Source organism: Corynebacterium sp. KPL2838 (genome assembly GCF_040225455.1).
In the GTDB taxonomy this organism is placed as follows: domain Bacteria; phylum Actinomycetota; class Actinomycetes; order Mycobacteriales; family Mycobacteriaceae; genus Corynebacterium; species Corynebacterium rhinophilum.
The window spans coordinates 70,584-88,928 of record NZ_JBEHFT010000005.1 but is presented as its reverse complement, the minus strand read 5'-3'; the positions used below and the strand labels follow the sequence as shown (position 1 = coordinate 88,928).

Sequence of the window (18,345 nt, the reverse complement as noted above, 5' to 3'; positions counted from 1 at the left end):
CGCCTGTACAGAGCCGTGTTCGGCGGGATAGCCAGAGGAGTATTGTTCACCCGCCGTTCACGCTTTAGCTCGGCGTAAAGGACGAGAAGGCTATACGAGGGCGGAGGCTTCGGCATCAGAAAGCAGGGCGTCTTGAAAGGCCTGCAGGGTGGATTCGTGATCGAAGTCGACACCGATGAGCACGAGCTCCGTGCCGGGGGTTACGCCATTGGCGGCCCATAAAGAGGCGGGCATGATCTGCAGGTTGGGCCCAGCCTGCTGCCACGCGTGGGCCACGCGCAGGTCGGTATCGATCCAACAGTATCCCTTGGACCGCACGAGGCCCGTACTTGCCCGGAGGGCGGCGATGAGGCGCTCGCGATTAAAGGGGCGATCGGCGCGAAAGACTACCGAGGAGATGCCATATTCCTCGGTTTCTGGAGTGTGTGGGCTCGCAAGCTCTTCAGCGTAACCGTGATAGGCGGCAGCGGTTGCGGTATTAAACAAATGCGCATCGAGAACCAGCCCCGGCTCGATTACCCCGTGGGTCACCGGCACCACGCGAGCCCGGGGATTCATGGCACGGACTGCGGCGATGACGCGCTCGGTTTCGGCAGCATCGACAAGATCGGTCTTGGTAATGAGGATAAGGTCGGCGAATTCGACTTGGTCCACTAAGAGATCAGAAATGGTGCGGTCATCTTGGGGCGTGGCCTCGATGCTTTCGGAGACGAGGCTGCGGCCGCGGCGCAATTGGTTTAAGAAGGTAGAGGCATCGACGAGGGAGACCATGGTGTCGATAGGGGCGGCATCGGCAAGCGTGGTGCCATCGACAAATTCCCACTCAAAGGTGGCAGCCACGGGCATAGGCTCGGAAATGCCGGTGGATTCGATGACAATCTGATCAAAGCGGCCGGAGCGCGCCAGCTTGCCCACGGACTCAATGAGGTCTTCGCGCAAGGTGCAGCAAATGCAGCCATTCGACAGTTCCACGAAACGATCCTCACCGCGCTCGAGGTGGCCTTCGCCAGCAACGAGGGCGGCATCGATATTGACCTCAGAAAAATCGTTCACGATGACCGCCAGCTTGCGCCCCTCCCGGTTCGCGAGCAGGTGGTTAAGTAGCGTGGTTTTTCCGCTGCCTAAAAATCCGGACAGCACGGTAACAGGTGTAGCCATCCTTTAATGGTAACGTTTTTCATTAAAGGATAGCTATTGAGGAGTTTAGCGCCTAGACCGCCAGCCCGAAGATCGGTACCGCCAGCAGGAAGACGGTGAGGGTGATGAGGAAGATACCAATGACGTTGAGGCCAACGCCACCCTTGATCATCTCGCCAATCTTGACGTAGCCGGAACCATAAGCAATGGCGTTCGGCGGGGTTGCCACCGGCAGCATGAAGGCGCAGGTTGCGGCCAAGGCGACCGGGATGGTGAGCAGCAGGACGTTGATATCGCCTTCGGTGGTCAGACCCACGCCCACGGCGACGCCGCCCATGATGGGGATGAAGGTCGCCGCGGTGGCGGTATTGGAGGTGATCTCCGTCAAGAAGAGGACCAGGGCGGCCACGGCCGCGACGATGAGCACGATGGGCAGGGAGCTGAGCCCCTTGGCCATCTCACCAATCCACAGGGATAATCCGGAAGAGTTGAAGGCCGAGGACAAGGAGAGGCCACCACCAAAGAGGAGGAGGACATCCCATGGCATTTCATTGGCGGTCTTCCAATCCAGCAGGCGGATGCGGCGCCCCGAATCGGCCGGCAAGATGAACAAGAGAATACCTGCGGCGATGCCGACGATGGCATCGTCATAGTTATCAAAATCGCCAAGGACGATGGGCAGGGATACCCAGGCCAGGGCGGCCAGGACGAAGATGATGCCGGTCATGATCTGCGGGCGGGTCCACGGGCCCAGGGCCTTGATTTCATCGTTGATGAGCTCGCGGCCGCCGGGAATTTCGGTCATTTCCGGTTTGAAGATGGTAATCAACAGCACCCATGCGATAAGCAGGAAGGTTAGCGCCAGCGGCACGCCGACGGCCATCCAGCGGCCGAAGCCGAGGGTAACGTCCCAGGTATCGGCCATGTACGCATTCAAGAACGCATTGGGCGGGGTACCAATCAGGGTACCCAGCGAACCGATGGAGGCGGAGTACGCGATGCCCAGCATGAGGGCAGTGGCGAATTTCTTCTGCTTATCCCAACCGCCAACGGTCTCTGCGGTAAGCGCCAGCACGGACGTACCAATCGGCAGCATGACGACGGCCGTTGCGGTATTCGATACCCACATGGACAAAAAGCCGGTGGCCAGCATGAAGCCCAAAATGAGGCGGCGCGGCGAGGTGCCGATGAGCTTTACCACATAAAGTGCAAGGCGGCGGTGCAGGTTCCAGCGCTGCAGCGAGAGCGCGATAAGGAAGCCACCCATGAACAAGAAAATGGTGGCAGAGGCATACGGTGCGCCGACTTCCTTAATGGTGCCCACGCTTGCGAGCGGGAAGATGACCAGCGGAATCAGCGCGGTGGCCGCCAGCGGGATGGCTTCAGTCATCCACCACACACCCATGAGGATGGTCACCGCCGCAACGGTGCGGATGGCGCTTAGCGTGTAATCGGCCTCCTCATCCACACCGGTGGACTGCTGGACAGTCTCGATGGCATTTGAAGGGAAGATGAAAAATACGAGGATAGCTAGGGCGAGGCCGATGAAAAGGCCAATGAACTGGCGGCGCCATTCATTGCATGGGGCACCGGGATCCTCAGCGCCCTCTGATTGGGCGGTAGATTCGTGAGTATGCGGGGTGGTCATGCCGCGAACTCCTTTGCTAGAGAGACAATTAGCAGGGCGGGGGTGTGAAAGCTCTGTCAATTACCAGCAATCGAGCCGGATCCTTGGTGCATCCCGAACATCATTCAGTCCGTGCAGAGCATGCTAAGACCCTACAAAACATTTGCATCAGAAACCACAAACTTTACTGAATTCACCCCCACCACTTTCAAAATTCACACACCGCAGCTACTCAAAATGTGAATTCTCCCCCACCGATCTGCCACCCCCGCCCGGCGGACTAGGCCCCATGGGGAAGGAGCCTCTATAGGCCGAGCACCGACTTGGCGATGAGGAAATAGATGATAAGGCCCGTGGCATCGCAGAACGTGGAGATGAAGGGATTGGAAAATACGGCAGGGTCCGCGCCAATGGTCTTTGCAACGATGGGCATCAGCCCGCCCACTGTGGCGGATATGGAACAGATTAGAAACAGCGTCGAGCCAATGACTAGGCCAATATCCACACCGTAGACCACCGTTGCCAGGCCAAGTCCGGCCAAGCCCAATACGGCGCCAAGCAGCATGCCCACGCGGAGCTCGCGCCAGAGGACGGCGAGGAGGTCGCGCCCGCGGACATCGCCAAGCGCCAGCGCACGGGTCACCGTCGTTGCCGCCTGATTTCCCGTATTACCGCCGGTACCGGTCAGCAGCGGGATAAACAGGGATAGCACCACGGCCTGCGCCAAGGTGTCCTCAAAGGCGTCTAGGACCCGCACGGTGAGCAGCGCGGACACCGCCAGAACCAGCAGCCACACGATGCGGGACTTCACCAGTTTCAATAGCGGCGTGGACAGGTACGGCTGCTGCAGGGCCTCGGTACCACCGGCACGCGCGGAGTCCTCGCTATCCTCTGCCTCGACGATGTCAATGGCATCGTCCCAGGTCAAAAGGCCTACCAGGCGGTCTGAATCATCCACGATGGGCAATGCCAAAATATCGAGCGGCAGGAACCACCTGGCGGTGGCTTCCGCATCATCATTGGCATTGGCGTAGATGGGGCTTTGCATGATGTCCCCAATCGTGGTTCCGGCCTCCGCGGTAAAAATTTCCCGCAGCGTCACCACGCCCACCAAGCGGCGATCCGCGCGGGTAATGGGCACCGCATAAATGGTTTCTAGCTCATCGGCCTTCGCGCGCAGGGTCCGCAGCGCTTCCTCCACGCTCATTTCTGGATGGATGCCGGGGACCTCGGGCGACATGCGGCGGCCCACAGAGCCCTTGGTGTAGCCCAAGACAACCCCGGTGACATCCCGCTTCGATTTGGTAAGCGAGCGCAGCAGCCGATCCGCAATCTCCGCCGGCAGCTCATCCAAAAGGGCCACGCGGTCTTCCGGCTCGAGTCCATCGAAGAACTCATAGACATCAGCATTGCCCAGCTCATCAATGATATCGGCCTGGTGCTTGGCGTCCAGGGCATCAAATACCACGATGGATTTACGCCGCGGCAATAAGCGCAGGGCCAGCGCGGCGCGGATGGCATTTTGCCGCTCGACGATGGCGATGAGCTCCTGCAGCGGCACCTCATCAAGCAGCGCCTGCAAGCGGGGCGCTTTTTGCGGGTCAATGGCAGAATCCTGCTTCAACCATGCCTCGACCGTATCGCTGGCCTGCTCAGTAGTATCCGCCATCGCCGTCACCTTGCCCTTCTCGCCCCTCATACCGCGGCGCCGGTGGCCACAGTAATTGATATAGCCTCACATAGATTACGCGTATCCCCCATCAGCACACAGCACTGCGGCGGAAAACTTTGTCTTTAGGCAAAAACACCCCACAAAGCAAAGGCTGCGAGCAGGGAGACCAGCCCCGCACCACCGGCCAGGACGGCGGCGCCGGGGAGGTGGCGGTGGGTGCGCAAGGAGGCATCGACAAGCGATGCCCGCTTCCGCACCGCCACGATCAGCACCAGCACGCCCGCCGCGAGCACCAGCAACGGGAGAAACACGCTGACGCTGACCACCCGCATAACCCCCAGGAGGATTACCGCCAGCGCGAGGATGGTGCGCTGCCACGATAGGCGGGTGCGCTCGGGCTGCAAGCCGGGGTCAAAGAGTTCCCCATGTGGCTGCGGGCTAGACAAGTAACTCTCCTACCAGCAGCACAGCCGCGATAACGACGATGGTGCCTACCAGCACCGGGATGGCGATGCTAAAGGGCAACGGGCACTGTTGCCGCAAGGCGCGCTCGGCCCGCTTCCATTGCACCCACGCGACCACCGGCAGCACAATCGCCACCACCAGCATGAATGCGGAGACCACGGCGCGCAGGGTCGCCGGCAGCGGCACATCGAAAGCCTCCAAGGCCACTCCCCCGGCAATCAGCGCGAGGGAGGTACGAATCCATGCGAGGAAGGTGCGCTCATTCGCCAGCGTAAAACGCGGATCAGGGTCGCTTCCTACCCCAAATACCGAGCGGGGAAACCTCGAATCGCTCATGTCTTCCTACCTTATATTCAATGCATGACTGAGGCCCGATAAGCCCGCGCCCCTACCCAGCGGCCCCAGCCACCTCGTTATGATCGGGGCCATGATTGAAGTCGCAGCCATCGTTTTCCGCAATTCCTTTGGCCATGTGCTTGGCGTACGCAAGGCCACATCCACAAAGTTCCAGCTGCCAGGCGGCAAGCTAGAAGAAGGCGAAAGCCCAGTCAAGGCCGCTGCGCGTGAGGCAAAAGAAGAAATCGGCGTGCAGGTACGCCTACCTGAACTAACCGAGCTCGGCACCTTCACTGCCCCCGCCGCCAATGAGCCGGGCCAGACCGTCCGCGGGCATATCTTTACCTACCCGCGCCCCGTCATCGCCCACGCCGCGGCCGAAATCGCCGAAACCGCCTGGATCGATCCCGCCGCCCCGCAGTGCGAGCTTGCCGATCTCCTGCGCAACGAGGTTTTTCCGGCGCTGTAAAGTGGTCAAGCCCGCGCATCAACAGAGAGCCACGCCTACACCCCGTCACCTGCGCCAGGGCAGAATCATGAACCAGCGATAACGTAAAAGTCACCTTGGGGCTCAACGGGGTGCGGTGTACTACTTATTTCGACTGATGCCCTGCATACTCCGCCCACATGCGTACTCCCACAGAAGCCACGTTCAGAACAACAATAAGGACGGCCAATAAGCCAAGGCCTATTACATCAGTCAGCCACAAAATAAATACCACCAAAGAGGCGACTGCTAAAACGAGCAAAACTCCGATTTTTATTTTCTTCGCTTTATCCATAACTCCATTATCCACGATTGGAGTTTCTCCTTTTTAAAGAAACCTCCTTGATCTCCAAAAGTGCCCGCGGAGAATACTCGTATCCCCGCGTGCAGGATAGGGGCCTAGCTCCAGTTTGGTGGCCACCACATTTTATCGTTTAGGCCATTAAGTGGACAGCCCGTCAAAGCGACAAAACAACGAAATCCCGAGCGCAATTGCCCGGGATTTGTGTGGCGGAGATGAGAGGATTCGAACCTCCGGACCCCAGAAGGGTCAACTCCTTAGCAGGGAGCCCCATTCGGCCGCTCTGGCACATCTCCAAGTTCAGAAAGAACCGTAAAAGACAATACCTGCCGCATGCGCCACGACCAAACTATCCCCCTGGTTTTGTCCCCGGCTTTCTTCCCCGCGCGCAGGAGAGACGACCTAGAGTGGTAGCCATGATTCGCTCCGACTTACGCGCCATCCCCGGCTACGTGCCCGGCGCGCGCCACGATGATGCCCTCAAGCTCTCTTCTAATGAGGCCACGCAGCCACCGCTGCCTGAGGCCGCGGAGGCTATGGCCCGCGCCGCTGCCGAGGCCAATCGCTATCCGGATATCGCGGCCACCGAGTTGCGTGAGGATCTGGCCGAGCACTTAGGCGTGAGCTTTGACCAGGTTGCGGTGGGCACGGGTTCTTCCGCGCTGTGCCAGCAATTGGTGCAGATCACCACCACGCCCGGTGAGGAAGTGATTTTCCCGTGGCGCTCCTTTGAGGCTTATCCCATCTTTGCCCAGGTGGTGGGTGCGCACCCCATTCCGGTTCCGCTCGATGCGGATCAGCGGGTGGATTTGGCCACGATGACGGAAAAGATTACCGCGGATACGCGCCTGATTTTCGTCTGCAATCCGAATAACCCTTCCGGCACCACCGTGACTAAGGCGGAGTTCGCCGAATTTATGGACGCGGTGCCAAGCGATGTCCTCGTTGCCCTCGATGAGGCCTATATCGAATACAACCGGAATGCCGATACCCCGCTGGGCACCGAGCTTTTTGGCACCTATCCCAATGTGGTTTTCCTGCGGACCTTCTCCAAGGCCTATGGTTTGGCCGGCGTGCGCGTGGGCTATGCCTATGGCCCAGAAGACGTCATCGCGGCGCTGAATAAGGTAGCGATTCCGTTTTCCATCAACGCCGTGGCCCAGGCCGGCGCCCGTGCCGCGCTCGCAGCGCAGGATTCGCTGCGCGAGCGCACCGAAGAGACCTGTGGGCAGCGCCAGCGCGTGGAAAAAGAACTGGCAGAGTGGGGTGTTCCCCACTCGGAGGCCAACCACGTATGGCTGCCGGCGGCGAATATTGAAAAGCTAGGAACGCCGCAGGAATTAGCCGCGCGCTTGGCCACACGCGGCGTGCTCGTTCGCGCCTTTAGCGAAGGCATCCGCATTACCATTACAACTAAGGAAGAAACTAACGCCCTGCTTCGGGCGTGGAACGATACCGTAGGAGGCTAAATGCGTTCGTTGACCAATTTTGCCCTCAACGTGGTTGCCATCGCGATTGCGTTCTGGGTCGTAGTGGGCATTATTCCCGGGATTTATATCACCCCGGATAAGCTGGGCAATTTCATTGCCGTGGCCATCGTTTTCATCATCATTAACGCGGTGGTCATGCCCGTGCTGCGTTTTATCGGCGCCCCGCTGACCTGTCTCACCCTGGGTCTATTCGCGCTCGTCATCAATGGCGCCGCCCTGCTGATCGTGGAGTGGACGCTTAATACCTTTGACTTAGGAATTGGCCACCTTGTGGTCAATTCCTGGGGCTCTGCAATCTTCGGCGCCATCATCTTGTCCCTGGTCAGCAGCCTGGTGAATTTCTTTACCAGCCCGCTGCGCAAGCCGGTTTAAAGGAACGGGTTATCCCCCGGCGAAGGGCGGCAGCACGTCAACGCGGGAAACGCCCATGAGCGGCGAGTCCGCTTGGGTGTTCCCGGCGCCGTCGATAAGAAAATTACAGCGCCCCAGCACCTCTTTCATGCTCATGCCGGCCTCGGTGGTGCCGGTGTGGTCCTTGCCCAGCTGCTCAATGAGCTGGCCTAAGGTGGTGGGCGCTTTTACCTGTTCCGAAGCAACGCCGGCCGCGGCACGAGCGGCGGCGAAATAGTGAACGGTCAACATGCTTTCTACTATGCCCGCAGGCTTCGAACGTGTCGAACTCGCGGGTAAACTTGGCTCTATGCGCACTCCCGAAACCCACGCACACGAGGTCGCGGCAGCCCTCGGCCCGCGCGAGGTTATCTCCCGGCCCTTAGGGCAGGCGCAGGAGATGGTCCTTGCCGCCGATGTCTATGCCGCCTTCCCCTCGCCGCGCTTTAGCAATTCCCAGATGGATGGCTACGCGCTGCCCGCCACCGCAGCCGGATCGTACGAGGTCGGCCCCACCATCGCCGCCGGCGCGAATCCCACCGAGCTGCTGGATGGCCCCTTGCGCGCTGCCTGCCCCATCATGACCGGAGCCAAGGTTCCAGAGGGCACGGCATCCATCGTGCCGATTGAAAAATGCCAGCCGCAGGAGTTCCTCCAGCCGGGCGAGACCATTACCGTCCCCGCCACTGAGGAGGGCCAATTCATCCGCGGGACGGGTACGGATCTTGAGCAGGGCGCTCTCCTGGCCGCCAAGGGCCAAAAGCTCACCCCGGTGCGCCTAGCAGCGCTGGCCTCCCAGGGCATCGAGGAGGTCAGCGTTTATCGTCCCGCCCGCATTCTCGTGTGCACCGGCGGCGCGGAAATTGGTACGGGTGTTGCTGCTATTCCCGATGCCAATGCGCCCCTCATCTCCGCTATGGCCCACCGCGCCGGCATCGAGGTCGCCGGATACGTCACCACCGATGACGATCCAGAGGTGCTCACCCGCGCGCTGGAGGAGGCCACGCAGGACTACCGCCCCGATGCCATCGTCACCTCCGGCGGGATTTCCGCGGGCAAATACGAGGTCATCCGGCAGGTGCTCACCGGCTGGTTTGGCCACGTGGACCAGCAGCCTGGCGGGCCACAGGGCATCGCCAGTTTCCATGGCACCCCGGTCATCTGCTTGCCCGGCAATCCGATATCCACCATGGTGAGCTTCCGCCTCTTTGTCGCCCCCACCCTGGGCTGGGCGCCCGCGGCATATCGCGTGCCAATCGCGCACGCCATCGAGGGCCTGCCCCACAAGGATCAATTCCGCCGCGGGTACGCCGGTGCGCAGGCCCGGGTTACCGGCGGCGCTAGCTCCCACCTGCTGGCCCAAGCCGTCGATGCCACCCACCTCATCCGCATTCCTGCCGGTAAGCACCTCAGCGCAGGAGAAAAAGTAAAGGTCTATCCCCTATGAGTTCTGCTCGCACCGCCATTGTTTTGGTCGCCTCCACCCGCGCCGCCGCCGGGGTCTACGAAGATCGCTCGGGCCCCATCGCGGTAGATTTCCTGCGCCGCAAGGGCTTCGACTGCCCTGATGCCCGCGTGGTGCCCGATGCCGATATCGCCGCAGCGGTGGACCAGGCCTTCGCCGAGAAGCCCGCGGTCATCCTCACCTCTGGCGGAACCGGCCTGACCCCGGACGATCTCACCGTCGATGCCGTCCAACCCCACCTCACGCGCGAGCTTCCCGGCATCGCCATGGCCTTTTGGAATAAGGGCCTGGAGACTATCCCCACCGCGGTGGCCTCGCGCGCGGTCGCAGGCGTCAATGACACCACCTTTGCCATGACCCTGCCCGGTTCTACCGGCGGGGTCAAAGATGGGTGCGCCGTGCTAGATGAATTAATCGTCCACATCGTCGATATGTTAGAAGGAAAACATGAGCACTGATCCCTCTTATGTCGCCGCGCAGACCGGGCTCACTGTCGGCACGATGCTGACCGAGCAGCCCCTCGAGCCCCTCCTTGCCGCGGCCAAGGCAGAGGTCATCACCCCAGCCATGGGCGCGGTGGTCACGTTCGAGGGCATCGTGCGCGATCACGATGGCGGCCGGCCCGATGTCACCCTGCTAACCTATACCGCACACCCCAGCGCCCCGGAAAAGCTGCGCGAGGTTGTCGATGAAGTGGCAGGCCAGCACCCCGTGCGCTTGTGGTCGGCCCACCGCACCGGCGATCTGCAGGTGGGCGATCTGGCCTTTACCGTCGTCGCTGCCTCTGCCCACCGCGGCGATGCCTTCCGCGCCGCGGAGGCCTGCGCCGATCGCGTCAAGGCCGAGGTGCCCATCTGGAAGGAACAAAGCCACGGCGATGGCTCCGTTAACTGGGTGGGCCTCGAATGAGCATCCGCTATGCCCGCCAGGAAGCCCTGTGGGGGGAAAAGGGCCAACAGAAATTGGCGGACTCCCACGTCGCGGTCATCGGCGCGGGCGGGCTTGGCTCACCCGCGCTGCTCTACCTAGCAGGGGCCGGGGTAGGCCGCATCTCGCTTTTCGATGACGACCTCGTCTCCCCCTCCAACCTCCACCGGCAGGTCATTCACACCACCGCCTCCATCGGCACTGCAAAGACCGAATCGGCCGCGGCGGCGGTGCGCGCCCTCAACCCTGAGGTGGAGCTCACCTGCCACGGCCGCCTGGAATCCGCCACCGCCCTCGAGCAGCTGCGCGGCTGCGACGTGCTCCTCGATGGGACGGATAATTTCGACGCCCGCTACCTGTGCTCGTGGGCCGCCCACAGCCTGGGCATTCCGCATATTTGGGCCTCTATCCTGGGCTTTGATGCGCAGATGAGCGTCTTTTGGTCCGGCAAGGGCCCTGTATACGAGGATGTCTTCCCCACCGCCCCGGCTCCGGGCGAGGTTCCGTCGTGTTCCCAAGCCGGTGTCCTGGGCCCCATCGTCGGCACGGTGGGTTCCGCGATGGCCTTGGAGGCTTTGAAGATCATTACCGGCGTCGGCACTCCGCTTATTGGCACGCTCGGTTACTTTGAGGCGCTATCTGGAACCTGGGAGTATATCCCCATCCGCCCCACCGGCGCGCAGCCTACCCAGCCAGCCGATGCCCCCGAGGTCCGCGGGATCCCCGCGCACGCCCCGCTTATCGATGTCCGCACCGACGCCGAGCGCGCCCGCTCTGCCATTCCTCATTCGACGCACCTGCCCCTTGACCGCATCCTCGCCGGGGAGAACCCGGACATCGGCCAGCGCGATGCCGCCGTTATCTACTGCGCCAGCGGCATCCGCTCCGCGCAAGCCGTCCACGCGCTGCGCGGCCGCGGCTACGAGCAAGTTGTTTCCCTGCGCGGCGGCATTAACGCGTGGTTGGAACAGCACAATATGTCCTAAACCAGCCGGGTGATGGTCCTTCTAGCGCCTTTGCTTGTCTTCCCTGCCGCGAACAAAGAGGAACCAGATGAGCGGCCCCAAGAAAGGAAGGGCGAAGGTAGCAGCGATAAAGAGCACCTTGGCCGCAATCGTGTACCCAGAAGCGATAATAGAAATAACCGCCGCAATCCAGAACGCGACGAGCAAAATAATGGGAAGGAACCCTAGGAACCACCACGTGTCATTAGGGTTAGTGGATTCTGCTGCTACATAAAGTTCCGAGGTACTCATGATGTCCTTTCGTCGAGCATTTTTATCTCTGGGACAAAGCCAGCACAGAACCACACCTGACTTGCCCTGTACGTTTCCAAGATTAATTCTGCGCCGCACTAGGCTCGTCATCCCCCGGTATGAAATACCGCAGCAAAATCAGACGGATCTAAGAGGTCTTCCGGTGCCCCGTCATCTCTAGGTTCGCTTTGTCGCCGTCCAAGGTGAGGTTTCCCGTCAGTTCCTGCGTGGCCACAGCACCCGATTCGCCTTCCCCATGGGCACGCCACGTTACGGTCACGGTATTGTCAGTCCACTCCAGCTGATTAATATGCCTGCGTGCTGGCTCCATTCCATTACGGGTCCAGCCTTCTACCTGGGTAATGTAATTCAGGTCATTGTCATAAATGAGCAAATTATCTGGCCAAGCCACGCCGCCTTGATCGCAGACATAGGTAATGACAGCTTCATCTTTGCCATCGCCGTTGATGTCGGCGTAAGCACCCTTAGGGGTTCCATCCTTGTTGAGCTTTAGCCCGGCGGCAGCATTGGGATATCCAGTCTTTAAGTGCTCGGGCAAAGTCCCATCCACCAACGTGCCGGCGCCATGGTCACACAACGCTGGTACCCACAGGGAGTACAAGTCTTCTACTGGGATGATCTTATTCTCCCCAGAACCTGCTTTTTCCTGGGCCTTTTCCGTCACTGTCGCGGCGCTCGGTTCTTTCGCGGAATCCTCGTCTCCAGCACCTTTATCATCCGTGTCTGAAGGGGCGGTTTCTTCGCTGGCATCTGAAGTTGCGCTAGATCCGGTGAAATTCGGCTTGCTATCGGCATTATTAGACTCCTCGGAATTAGAACAACCGGAAACAAAAACGACAGCAGTCACTGCAAGGATCGCGCAAGGAGAGGTGAGAGATTTAGGCATAAATGCAGCATACAGTGCTAGGGCGGCTAGGTTCGCGGCAATAGAGGTAAAAATGAGAATTGAGCAATCTGGCCATAACCAGAAGCTACCTAACTATCACCTTGTTGTGAGTGACTTTTGTGGAGGAAGTAGAGGCTGACTACCGGTCAACACTAGCGATACAAACCGCTCCACTACCGCAGCAACAGAATCCCGTTCTGTTCCTACACAAGTTTCTAATGCATATTAGTTTTCCACCATCGCTAGAAATCAAGATGGGTCAGCACATGAATGAACCCCGAGACCATTTGGTCTCGGGGTTCATTCTCTCGGTTCTTAAATCTTAGAAGCCGAGGATGGAGCGGGTAAACTCGTTAACAGCGTCCGGAACCAAGTAAGGCACCTGACGGAAGAACAGGCTTGCCTGCTCAAGAGCGTCCCAACCGGTGGAGACTGCGGAGTGTGCCGCTTCCTGTACGTTGGATACGAGGTCAAGAATCATTTCGAAATTCCTTTCGAGGTTGGAAAAATCTTATACGCGTTTCCGCGCGCAATAATCATTGTATGCGGTGAGGTGCGGTGATGTGCAAATTTTCAGCAGTCAGTTTGTAGATTTGTTAGAAAATAATCGTCCTGGGGTTTAAACGATCTGCGTTACATATTCTTTCTTTCTAAAACTTTCGCGCAATAAATTTTAGTTGCAAAGATAATCAGGGTAGCAGGAAAAGCGTTCCACGATTTTCGCGTTCTAGACAAAAATGAGCCATACAGACAAGACAAAACCCCTAGTCAGTCAGGGCTAGGGGGAATGCTCTCTGCGGAGACGGCGGGATTTGAACCCGCGGAGGAATAAACCTCGCCGGTTTTCAAGACCGGTGCATTCGGCCGCTCTGCCACGTCTCCATCGTGCCGAAGAGGCAACTTGGATAGCTTACTAAATAGTCCCGCGCGAATCACATTGCCCCACGAGGAAATGGACGTGGCACACACCACACCTCCTCCATTACATTGGCGGTATGAGTGCTACACAGATGAAGGCAATCGTTCAGACCGATCCTGATACCCCACGGTCGCTAGAGCTGCAGGACGTAGACGTTCCTGAGCTGCGATCCGGCGAGGTCTTGGTGAAGGTGAAGGCCGCGGGCGTCAACCGTGGCGATATTCTGCAGACGATGGGCGCGTACCCGCCGCCACCAGGAGCATCGGAAATCATTGGCCTAGAGGCCGCCGGCGTGATTGAGGATGCCGGCGATACGGATTGGGAAGCTGGCACCGAGGTGGGCTGTTTGCTTGCAGGCGGCGGCTATGCGGAATACGTCGCCGTCCCGCAGGGCCAGCTGCTTCCGCTGCCCAAGGGATTTAGTTTGGAAGAAACCGCGGCCGTGGTTGAGGTCGGCTGCACCGTGTGGTCCAACCTGGGCATCGAGGCGGGCCTGCACGAGGGCCAGCGCGTGCTCATCCACGGCGGTGGCGGCGGCATCGGCACCTTTGCCATCCAGGTAGCAAAGACGCTGGGCGCTGAGGTGGCGGTTACCGCCGGATCGCAGGAAAAGCTGGAGCGCTGCCGCGAGCTCGGCGCGGATATTCTCATCAACTACAAGGAGCAGGACTTCGTCGAAGAGCTCAAGGGCAGCTGCGATGTCATCCTGGATATCATCGGCGCAAAGTACCTGGAAAAGAACATGAAGTGCCTGGCCAAGGACGGCAAGCTCATCATCATTGGCATGCAGGGCGGCACCAAGGCGGACATCAACCTGGCCCCCATGCTGCCGAAGCGCCTGACCATTCAGGGCACGACGCTGCGCGCGCGTGACTTGGACGATAAGGCGGAGATCGTCGCCGGCACCATCAAGAATGTGTGGCCCATGCTGGAGGATGGACGCGTCAAGCACGCGCTGCATGGCACGTACCCGCTTGCCGATGCCGCCAAAGCCCACACCGCCCTCGACAGCGGCGAGGTCACCGGCACTCTGGTCCTCACGGTGTAGCTTCCCGGCGCGCCTTACTTAAGCGCACTCAGGCAAGCGAGGCAACAACGCGCACGAGGTGCTCGATATCGTGGTGGGTATTAAACGGACCTAATGCCACGGTAACGGCACCACCGATCTCTTCCACGCCCATTTCCGTCAGCAGCGGCGTTTGCGGCGCCAGCGTGGTGACGAGCCCATTATCAAAGAGGCGCTTGTACACCGTCTCCGCGGGCACGCCCTGGACCGCAAAGGTAAGGCGCGGCAAGCGATTATCGGAAGCGCCCGCCGCCGCCTCGCCGGTAACACCCAGGATGTGTACGGCGGGAAGCGTGCTCAAAAATGAGTACAGATCCGCGCGCAAGTCTTCGAGGTAGGCGCTCAAGGCAGTCATGGACTTATTAAGCCGCACCCGGCGCGACCCCTTATCCCCACCGGCCAGGGCCGCCAGGTGGTCTACCAGTGGCCCCACGCCCCCGGCCAATCCAGAAGACACGGGGGTTTCTAGCTTGCGGCAGTCTTCCTTGGAATAGATGGGGTTTAGGGCATCCAAACGGCGGAGCATGCGCGTATCGCGGAAGACCAAGGCGGCCATTTGCGGCCCGCCCAGCAGCCCGATATCGATGCCCACAATATCTGCGCCCAGATCATCGAAGCGGATGGGGCGATAGGGGGCGATAGCGGAGACATCGAGAAGCGTCCAGGCACGCGAGCGCCCCCGCACCGTGTCAATGATCTCCTCAGCCGGGGATACCGTGCCCAGAAGCTCATGCGCGGCGGAAAAGGAGACGAGCCTGGTGGAGCCATCGACAAGCTCCGCGAACTGGAACCCCGGCAATTCGCCGGTGCCAAGATCCGGCTGCGCCCAGCGGATATCGGCGCGCACCTCAGAAAAAGCCGAATACAGCGTGGGCGGATCCAGCTTGGACAGCACCACCGAGGAATTGCTGCCCAATAGCGGGCGTGCCGAGCGCGCTAAGGATTGGTACAGCACGGGCAAAGATGGGCCAAGGACCACGCGGTCCGCCTTGGAACCGGTGAGATCCGCAATTGCCATGCGCGCTGCCGCATAATTGCCATCGCCTGCCAGCCGGCCCGGCTCCGGCGCGGCCGAGTGGGCGCCGCCTGGGCCCTCTTGCGTCGCTACAGCCGTCGCCATCCTGAAGGACCGGGCAACGCCGGAGGTCACACGCTCCGAAATTTGGGGCACCGCGTGCGCGTTGAGGTACGTCCAGCCATCAGATAGCCCGGTGTACAAACCTCGCGCACTAAAGACGTCATAGTGTGCCGAAGCTGCTGGCATTAGGTCCCCTTCTTCATCGCACTGAACAACTGCCACCACGTGGCCGTCGATTCCCTACTGTATACGCGTTTGGCTTCAGTTTCCCAAATCTGAATTTTCCCTGGGCATCACTGTTTTCGCAGGCTAGCGGCGTGTAGTTCCCCGTTTGCCCAGCACGCGCGCTAGGGTGTTGGGCGTGCAAGATAACAATCAACTGCGCGCTGATATCGCCCGCATGACCTCCCAGCCAGAAGGCGAGGCCGTTCCAGCGTCCCAGTCCATGACCCTCAAGGCTGCTTTCGCGGACCTTACGCGGGGTGCACAGCAGCGTGAGCTGTGGTTCAAGCTGGGCCTGCAAGATATCAAGCAGCGCTACCGCCGCTCTGTCCTTGGCCCGTTCTGGATCACCATCGCCACCGGTGTGATGGCGCTTGCCTTGGGCCTGCTGTATTCCATGCTTTTCCAGATTCCCGTCGCGGAATTCCTTCCCCACGTCACCGTGGGCCTTATTATGTGGACCTTTATCTCGGGCTGCATCAAGGAAGGCGCCACGGTCTTTATTGAAAATGAGGGACTGATTAAGCAGCTTCCCGCCCCACTTTCGGTGCACGTGTACCGCCTGGTGTGGCGCCAAACGCTGTTTTTAGGCCATAACCTCATCATCTGGCTCTTGCTCATCATGATCTTCCCGCGCAACCTGGGCTGGGAGTTCTTCCTCTTTATCCCCGGGCTGCTGCTCCTGCTCATTAACGGTGTGTGGGTGACCATGTTCTTTGGCATCATCGCCACGCGCTTTCGCGATGTGGCCCCGCTACTAGAGGCCCTGACGCAGCTATTGTTCTACGTCACCCCGATTGTCTGGATGACCAATACGCTCAAGGACCAAGGCGGTGCGGTGGCAGACCGCGCCCGCATCGCGGAAATCAACCCGCTGTATCACTACCTAGAAATCGTGCGCGCCCCAATGATTGGTGAACCCGTTGCCGCCTACCACTGGTGGATCGTCATCGGCTGCACCGCCATCGGCTTGTTCATCGCCGGGCTAGTCATGCGTAAGTGGCGCTTCCGCGTGAGCTACTGGGTATAGCCTCCCTTCCTTTACTCCCACCCCACCATGAGGCTCGTTGAAAGGATAAAAACTAATGGTCTCAATTGATACGTATAACGCGTGCGTGGACTTTCCCATCTTTGATGCCAAATCCCGCTCCCTAAAAAAGGCCATGCTTTCTACCGCGGGCGGTGCTATTGGGAAAAATGACCACAACACCGTGGTGGTTGAGGCGCTGCGGGATATTAACCTGCACCTGCGCGAAGGCGATCGCGTCGGGCTCGTTGGCCACAATGGCGCCGGCAAGTCCACGCTGCTGCGCCTGCTCTCCGGCATCTACGAGCCCACGCGCGGTACCGCCGATGTCCGCGGGCGCGTCGCCCCCGTCTTTGACTTGGGCGTGGGCATGGACCCAGAGGTATCCGGCTACGACAACATCATCATCCGCGGGCTGTTTTTGGGCCAATCCATCAAGCAGATGAAGAAAAAGATGGATGAAATCGCAGAGTTCTCCGAGCTGGGCGATTACTTATCGATGCCCCTGCGCACCTACTCCACCGGTATGCGCGTGCGCCTGGCACTGGGCGTAGTGACCTCCATCGAGCCGGAAATCCTGCTGCTGGATGAGGGCATCGGCGCCGTCGACGCCGCCTTTATGGCCAAGGCCCGCGTGCGCCTGCAAGAGCTGGTCAAGCGCTCCGGCATCTTGGTCTTTGCCTCCCACTCCAATGACTTTTTGGCGCAGCTGTGCAATACCGCGCTGTGGATCGATCACGGCGAAATCCGCTCCGTGGGCGAGGTATCTGAAGTCGTGGGCCAGTACGAGGGCCCAGAAGTAGGCGAATACGTGCGCGATCTGCGCCAGCGCTTTGAGGGCGAAGACGCCGCTGGGTAGGAGCTAGCGCAGCATCCCCAGCAGCTGCTGGCTCAGCCCGGAGACCTCCACGTGCAGGTCATCCGGGCGCTTGTAATTGGGGGCCTCCACGCGCGCAGTCACGTGCCGCTGCGAACTATTCTCCGGCCCCGCCTTCTCTTCTCCTTCAGAAACCACCTGGTAACCCAGCTTCTGGCTCACCCGCGCCGAGGCCTCATTGTGCGCCACCCAGCTCGTGCTCATCGCCTGCGCGCCTAGGTAATCAAGGCCAAAGGCCACCACCGCATGCCGGATAAGCGTTCCCACCCCTTGGCCTTGGAAACGGTGAAAGACCCAGGAACCGGTCGCAATTTCTCGCGTTGTAGCGAAGTCCTCCGCCCGCGCATCGATAGTACCCAGGATTTCTCCTGAGTGCGCATCGCGCACGATGAAGTCCAAGGACCACTTCTCTGGGCGCAGCTGCGCCCGATTGGTCCACCGGAACTGGGCCGCCGCTGCAGGCGTATTCATCCTGGGATTGAATAACCACGGAAAGGCGTAATCCGGAATGTCTGCGCCGTAGATATCCTCTGGCGCCACACCGGCGATTGCCGCAATATCCTCATCGCGCATCACGCGCAGTTCCACGCCAGGGTGGGTTGTATCGCTCGCGCGAATCGTCAGCCCAAACGGTGGCCACATGCTTTCCATAAGCAGTCAGCTTAGCCCACGCGGAGTGTTTATCCGCGGCAGATC

22 protein-coding genes and 2 tRNA genes are annotated in these 18,345 nt (G+C 60.1%); 10 read left to right on the top strand and 14 right to left on the bottom strand.

The genetic code is table 11. The features are described 5' to 3' along the window. Positions 1–90 precede the first annotated feature (90 nt). From ABRP98_RS03175 to ABRP98_RS03155, 5 genes are all read right to left on the bottom strand, one after another. Positions 91–1,158, bottom strand: a complete 1,068-nt coding sequence (locus ABRP98_RS03175) for a GTP-binding protein (protein ID WP_349857449.1) — start codon at positions 1,156–1,158, stop codon at positions 91–93. Positions 1,159–1,210: 52 nt separating this feature from the next. After that, the gene (locus ABRP98_RS03170) at positions 1,211–2,785 is read right to left on the bottom strand and encodes an SLC13 family permease (protein ID WP_349857448.1); all 1,575 of its coding nucleotides are present in this window, start codon (positions 2,783–2,785) and stop codon (positions 1,211–1,213) included. Positions 2,786–3,068: 283 nt separating this feature from the next. Beyond that, complete coding sequence (mgtE, locus tag ABRP98_RS03165) at positions 3,069–4,433, bottom strand: magnesium transporter (RefSeq protein WP_349857447.1); 1,365 nt, start codon at positions 4,431–4,433, stop codon at positions 3,069–3,071. A gap of 125 nt (positions 4,434–4,558) precedes the next feature. Further along, positions 4,559–4,882 (bottom strand): DUF202 domain-containing protein, encoded by a 324-nt coding sequence (locus ABRP98_RS03160; protein WP_284771281.1) that lies wholly within the window; start codon positions 4,880–4,882, stop codon positions 4,559–4,561. After that, complete coding sequence (locus ABRP98_RS03155; RefSeq protein WP_349857446.1) at positions 4,875–5,237, bottom strand: YidH family protein; 363 nt, start codon at positions 5,235–5,237, stop codon at positions 4,875–4,877. Before ABRP98_RS03155 ends, ABRP98_RS03160 begins: the two co-directional genes overlap by 8 nt. A 91-nt stretch (positions 5,238–5,328) precedes the next feature. Here ABRP98_RS03155 and ABRP98_RS03150 point away from each other — a divergent pair, with 91 nt between their 5' ends. Further along, a complete protein-coding gene (locus ABRP98_RS03150; RefSeq protein WP_349857444.1) occupies positions 5,329–5,706 on the top strand; it encodes an NUDIX hydrolase in 378 nt (125 codons plus the stop codon). Between the two features lie 124 nt (positions 5,707–5,830). Here the strand turns inward: ABRP98_RS03150 and ABRP98_RS03145 are convergent, their stop codons facing one another. Both ABRP98_RS03145 and ABRP98_RS03140 read right to left on the bottom strand, forming a co-directional pair. After that, on the bottom strand, positions 5,831–6,034 hold the full coding sequence (locus ABRP98_RS03145) for a hypothetical protein (protein WP_349857442.1): 204 nt from the start codon (positions 6,032–6,034) through the stop codon (positions 5,831–5,833). A 198-nt stretch (positions 6,035–6,232) separates the two neighbouring features. Further along, positions 6,233–6,321 (bottom strand) — tRNA-Ser (locus tag ABRP98_RS03140). A gap of 120 nt (positions 6,322–6,441) precedes the next feature. Here ABRP98_RS03140 and hisC point away from each other — a divergent pair. Together hisC and ABRP98_RS03130 are read left to right on the top strand one after the other, a co-directional pair. After that, the gene (hisC, locus tag ABRP98_RS03135; protein ID WP_349857440.1) at positions 6,442–7,494 is read left to right on the top strand and encodes a histidinol-phosphate transaminase; all 1,053 of its coding nucleotides are present in this window, start codon (positions 6,442–6,444) and stop codon (positions 7,492–7,494) included. Further along, on the top strand, positions 7,495–7,887 hold the full coding sequence (locus tag ABRP98_RS03130; protein WP_005276365.1) for a phage holin family protein: 393 nt from the start codon (positions 7,495–7,497) through the stop codon (positions 7,885–7,887). Between the two features lie 9 nt (positions 7,888–7,896). Here the strand turns inward: ABRP98_RS03130 and ABRP98_RS03125 are convergent, their stop codons facing one another. Continuing rightward, entirely contained in the window at positions 7,897–8,157 is a 261-nt protein-coding gene (locus ABRP98_RS03125; RefSeq protein ID WP_005276363.1) for a MoaD/ThiS family protein, read from the bottom strand. Positions 8,158–8,215: 58 nt separating this feature from the next. Between ABRP98_RS03125 and ABRP98_RS03120 the strand changes: the two genes are divergently transcribed. From ABRP98_RS03120 to ABRP98_RS03105, 4 genes are read left to right on the top strand one after another with little or no spacing between them, the layout of a single operon-like run. Beyond that, on the top strand, positions 8,216–9,352 hold the full coding sequence (locus ABRP98_RS03120; protein WP_349857438.1) for a molybdopterin molybdotransferase MoeA: 1,137 nt from the start codon (positions 8,216–8,218) through the stop codon (positions 9,350–9,352). Then, a complete protein-coding gene (locus tag ABRP98_RS03115; protein ID WP_349857437.1) occupies positions 9,349–9,828 on the top strand; it encodes a MogA/MoaB family molybdenum cofactor biosynthesis protein in 480 nt (159 codons plus the stop codon). The genes ABRP98_RS03120 and ABRP98_RS03115 overlap by 4 nt, the downstream gene beginning before the upstream one ends. Beyond that, positions 9,818–10,279 carry a molybdenum cofactor biosynthesis protein MoaE gene (locus tag ABRP98_RS03110; protein WP_349857435.1) on the top strand — a complete coding sequence of 154 codons (462 nt, stop codon included), beginning with the start codon at positions 9,818–9,820 and terminating at the stop codon, positions 10,277–10,279. The genes ABRP98_RS03115 and ABRP98_RS03110 overlap by 11 nt, the downstream gene beginning before the upstream one ends. Further along, positions 10,276–11,283 carry a ThiF family adenylyltransferase gene (locus ABRP98_RS03105; protein ID WP_349857433.1) on the top strand — a complete coding sequence of 336 codons (1,008 nt, stop codon included), beginning with the start codon at positions 10,276–10,278 and terminating at the stop codon, positions 11,281–11,283. The genes ABRP98_RS03110 and ABRP98_RS03105 overlap by 4 nt, the downstream gene beginning before the upstream one ends. A gap of 21 nt (positions 11,284–11,304) precedes the next feature. Here the strand turns inward: ABRP98_RS03105 and ABRP98_RS03100 are convergent, their stop codons facing one another. The 4 genes from ABRP98_RS03100 to ABRP98_RS03085 all read right to left on the bottom strand — a co-directional run bounded on the left by ABRP98_RS03100 (position 11,305) and on the right by ABRP98_RS03085 (position 13,342). Next, positions 11,305–11,553, bottom strand: coding sequence for a hypothetical protein (locus ABRP98_RS03100; protein WP_284771271.1), 249 nt, complete (start codon positions 11,551–11,553; stop codon positions 11,305–11,307). A 148-nt stretch (positions 11,554–11,701) separates the two neighbouring features. Beyond that, positions 11,702–12,421 (bottom strand): hypothetical protein, encoded by a 720-nt coding sequence (locus tag ABRP98_RS03095; RefSeq protein ID WP_349857431.1) that lies wholly within the window; start codon positions 12,419–12,421, stop codon positions 11,702–11,704. 361 nt (positions 12,422–12,782) lie between these two features. Continuing rightward, complete coding sequence (locus tag ABRP98_RS03090) at positions 12,783–12,941, bottom strand: hypothetical protein (RefSeq protein WP_284852358.1); 159 nt, start codon at positions 12,939–12,941, stop codon at positions 12,783–12,785. Positions 12,942–13,257: 316 nt separating this feature from the next. Then, positions 13,258–13,342 (bottom strand) — tRNA-Ser (locus tag ABRP98_RS03085). 128 nt (positions 13,343–13,470) lie between these two features. On the opposite strand from ABRP98_RS03085, the gene ABRP98_RS03080 reads away from it, so the two are divergent. Beyond that, complete coding sequence (locus ABRP98_RS03080; RefSeq protein ID WP_349857478.1) at positions 13,471–14,427, top strand: NAD(P)H-quinone oxidoreductase; 957 nt, start codon at positions 13,471–13,473, stop codon at positions 14,425–14,427. Between the two features lie 28 nt (positions 14,428–14,455). Here the strand turns inward: ABRP98_RS03080 and ABRP98_RS03075 are convergent, their stop codons facing one another. After that, positions 14,456–15,709 carry an aminotransferase class V-fold PLP-dependent enzyme gene (locus ABRP98_RS03075; protein WP_349857428.1) on the bottom strand — a complete coding sequence of 418 codons (1,254 nt, stop codon included), beginning with the start codon at positions 15,707–15,709 and terminating at the stop codon, positions 14,456–14,458. A 214-nt stretch (positions 15,710–15,923) separates the two neighbouring features. On the opposite strand from ABRP98_RS03075, the gene wzm reads away from it, so the two are divergent. Both wzm and wzt read left to right on the top strand, forming a co-directional pair. Continuing rightward, positions 15,924–16,775 (top strand): galactan export ABC transporter permease subunit Wzm/RfbD, encoded by an 852-nt coding sequence (gene wzm, locus ABRP98_RS03070; protein WP_042404151.1) that lies wholly within the window; start codon positions 15,924–15,926, stop codon positions 16,773–16,775. Between the two features lie 55 nt (positions 16,776–16,830). Then, entirely contained in the window at positions 16,831–17,631 is an 801-nt protein-coding gene (wzt, locus tag ABRP98_RS03065; RefSeq protein ID WP_284771267.1) for a galactan export ABC transporter ATP-binding subunit Wzt/RfbE, read from the top strand. Between the two features lie 3 nt (positions 17,632–17,634). Here the strand turns inward: wzt and ABRP98_RS03060 are convergent, their stop codons facing one another. Beyond that, positions 17,635–18,300: a GNAT family N-acetyltransferase gene (locus ABRP98_RS03060; RefSeq protein WP_349857426.1), complete on the bottom strand. Its 666-nt coding sequence runs from the start codon at positions 18,298–18,300 to the stop codon at positions 17,635–17,637. Positions 18,301–18,345 lie beyond the last annotated feature (45 nt).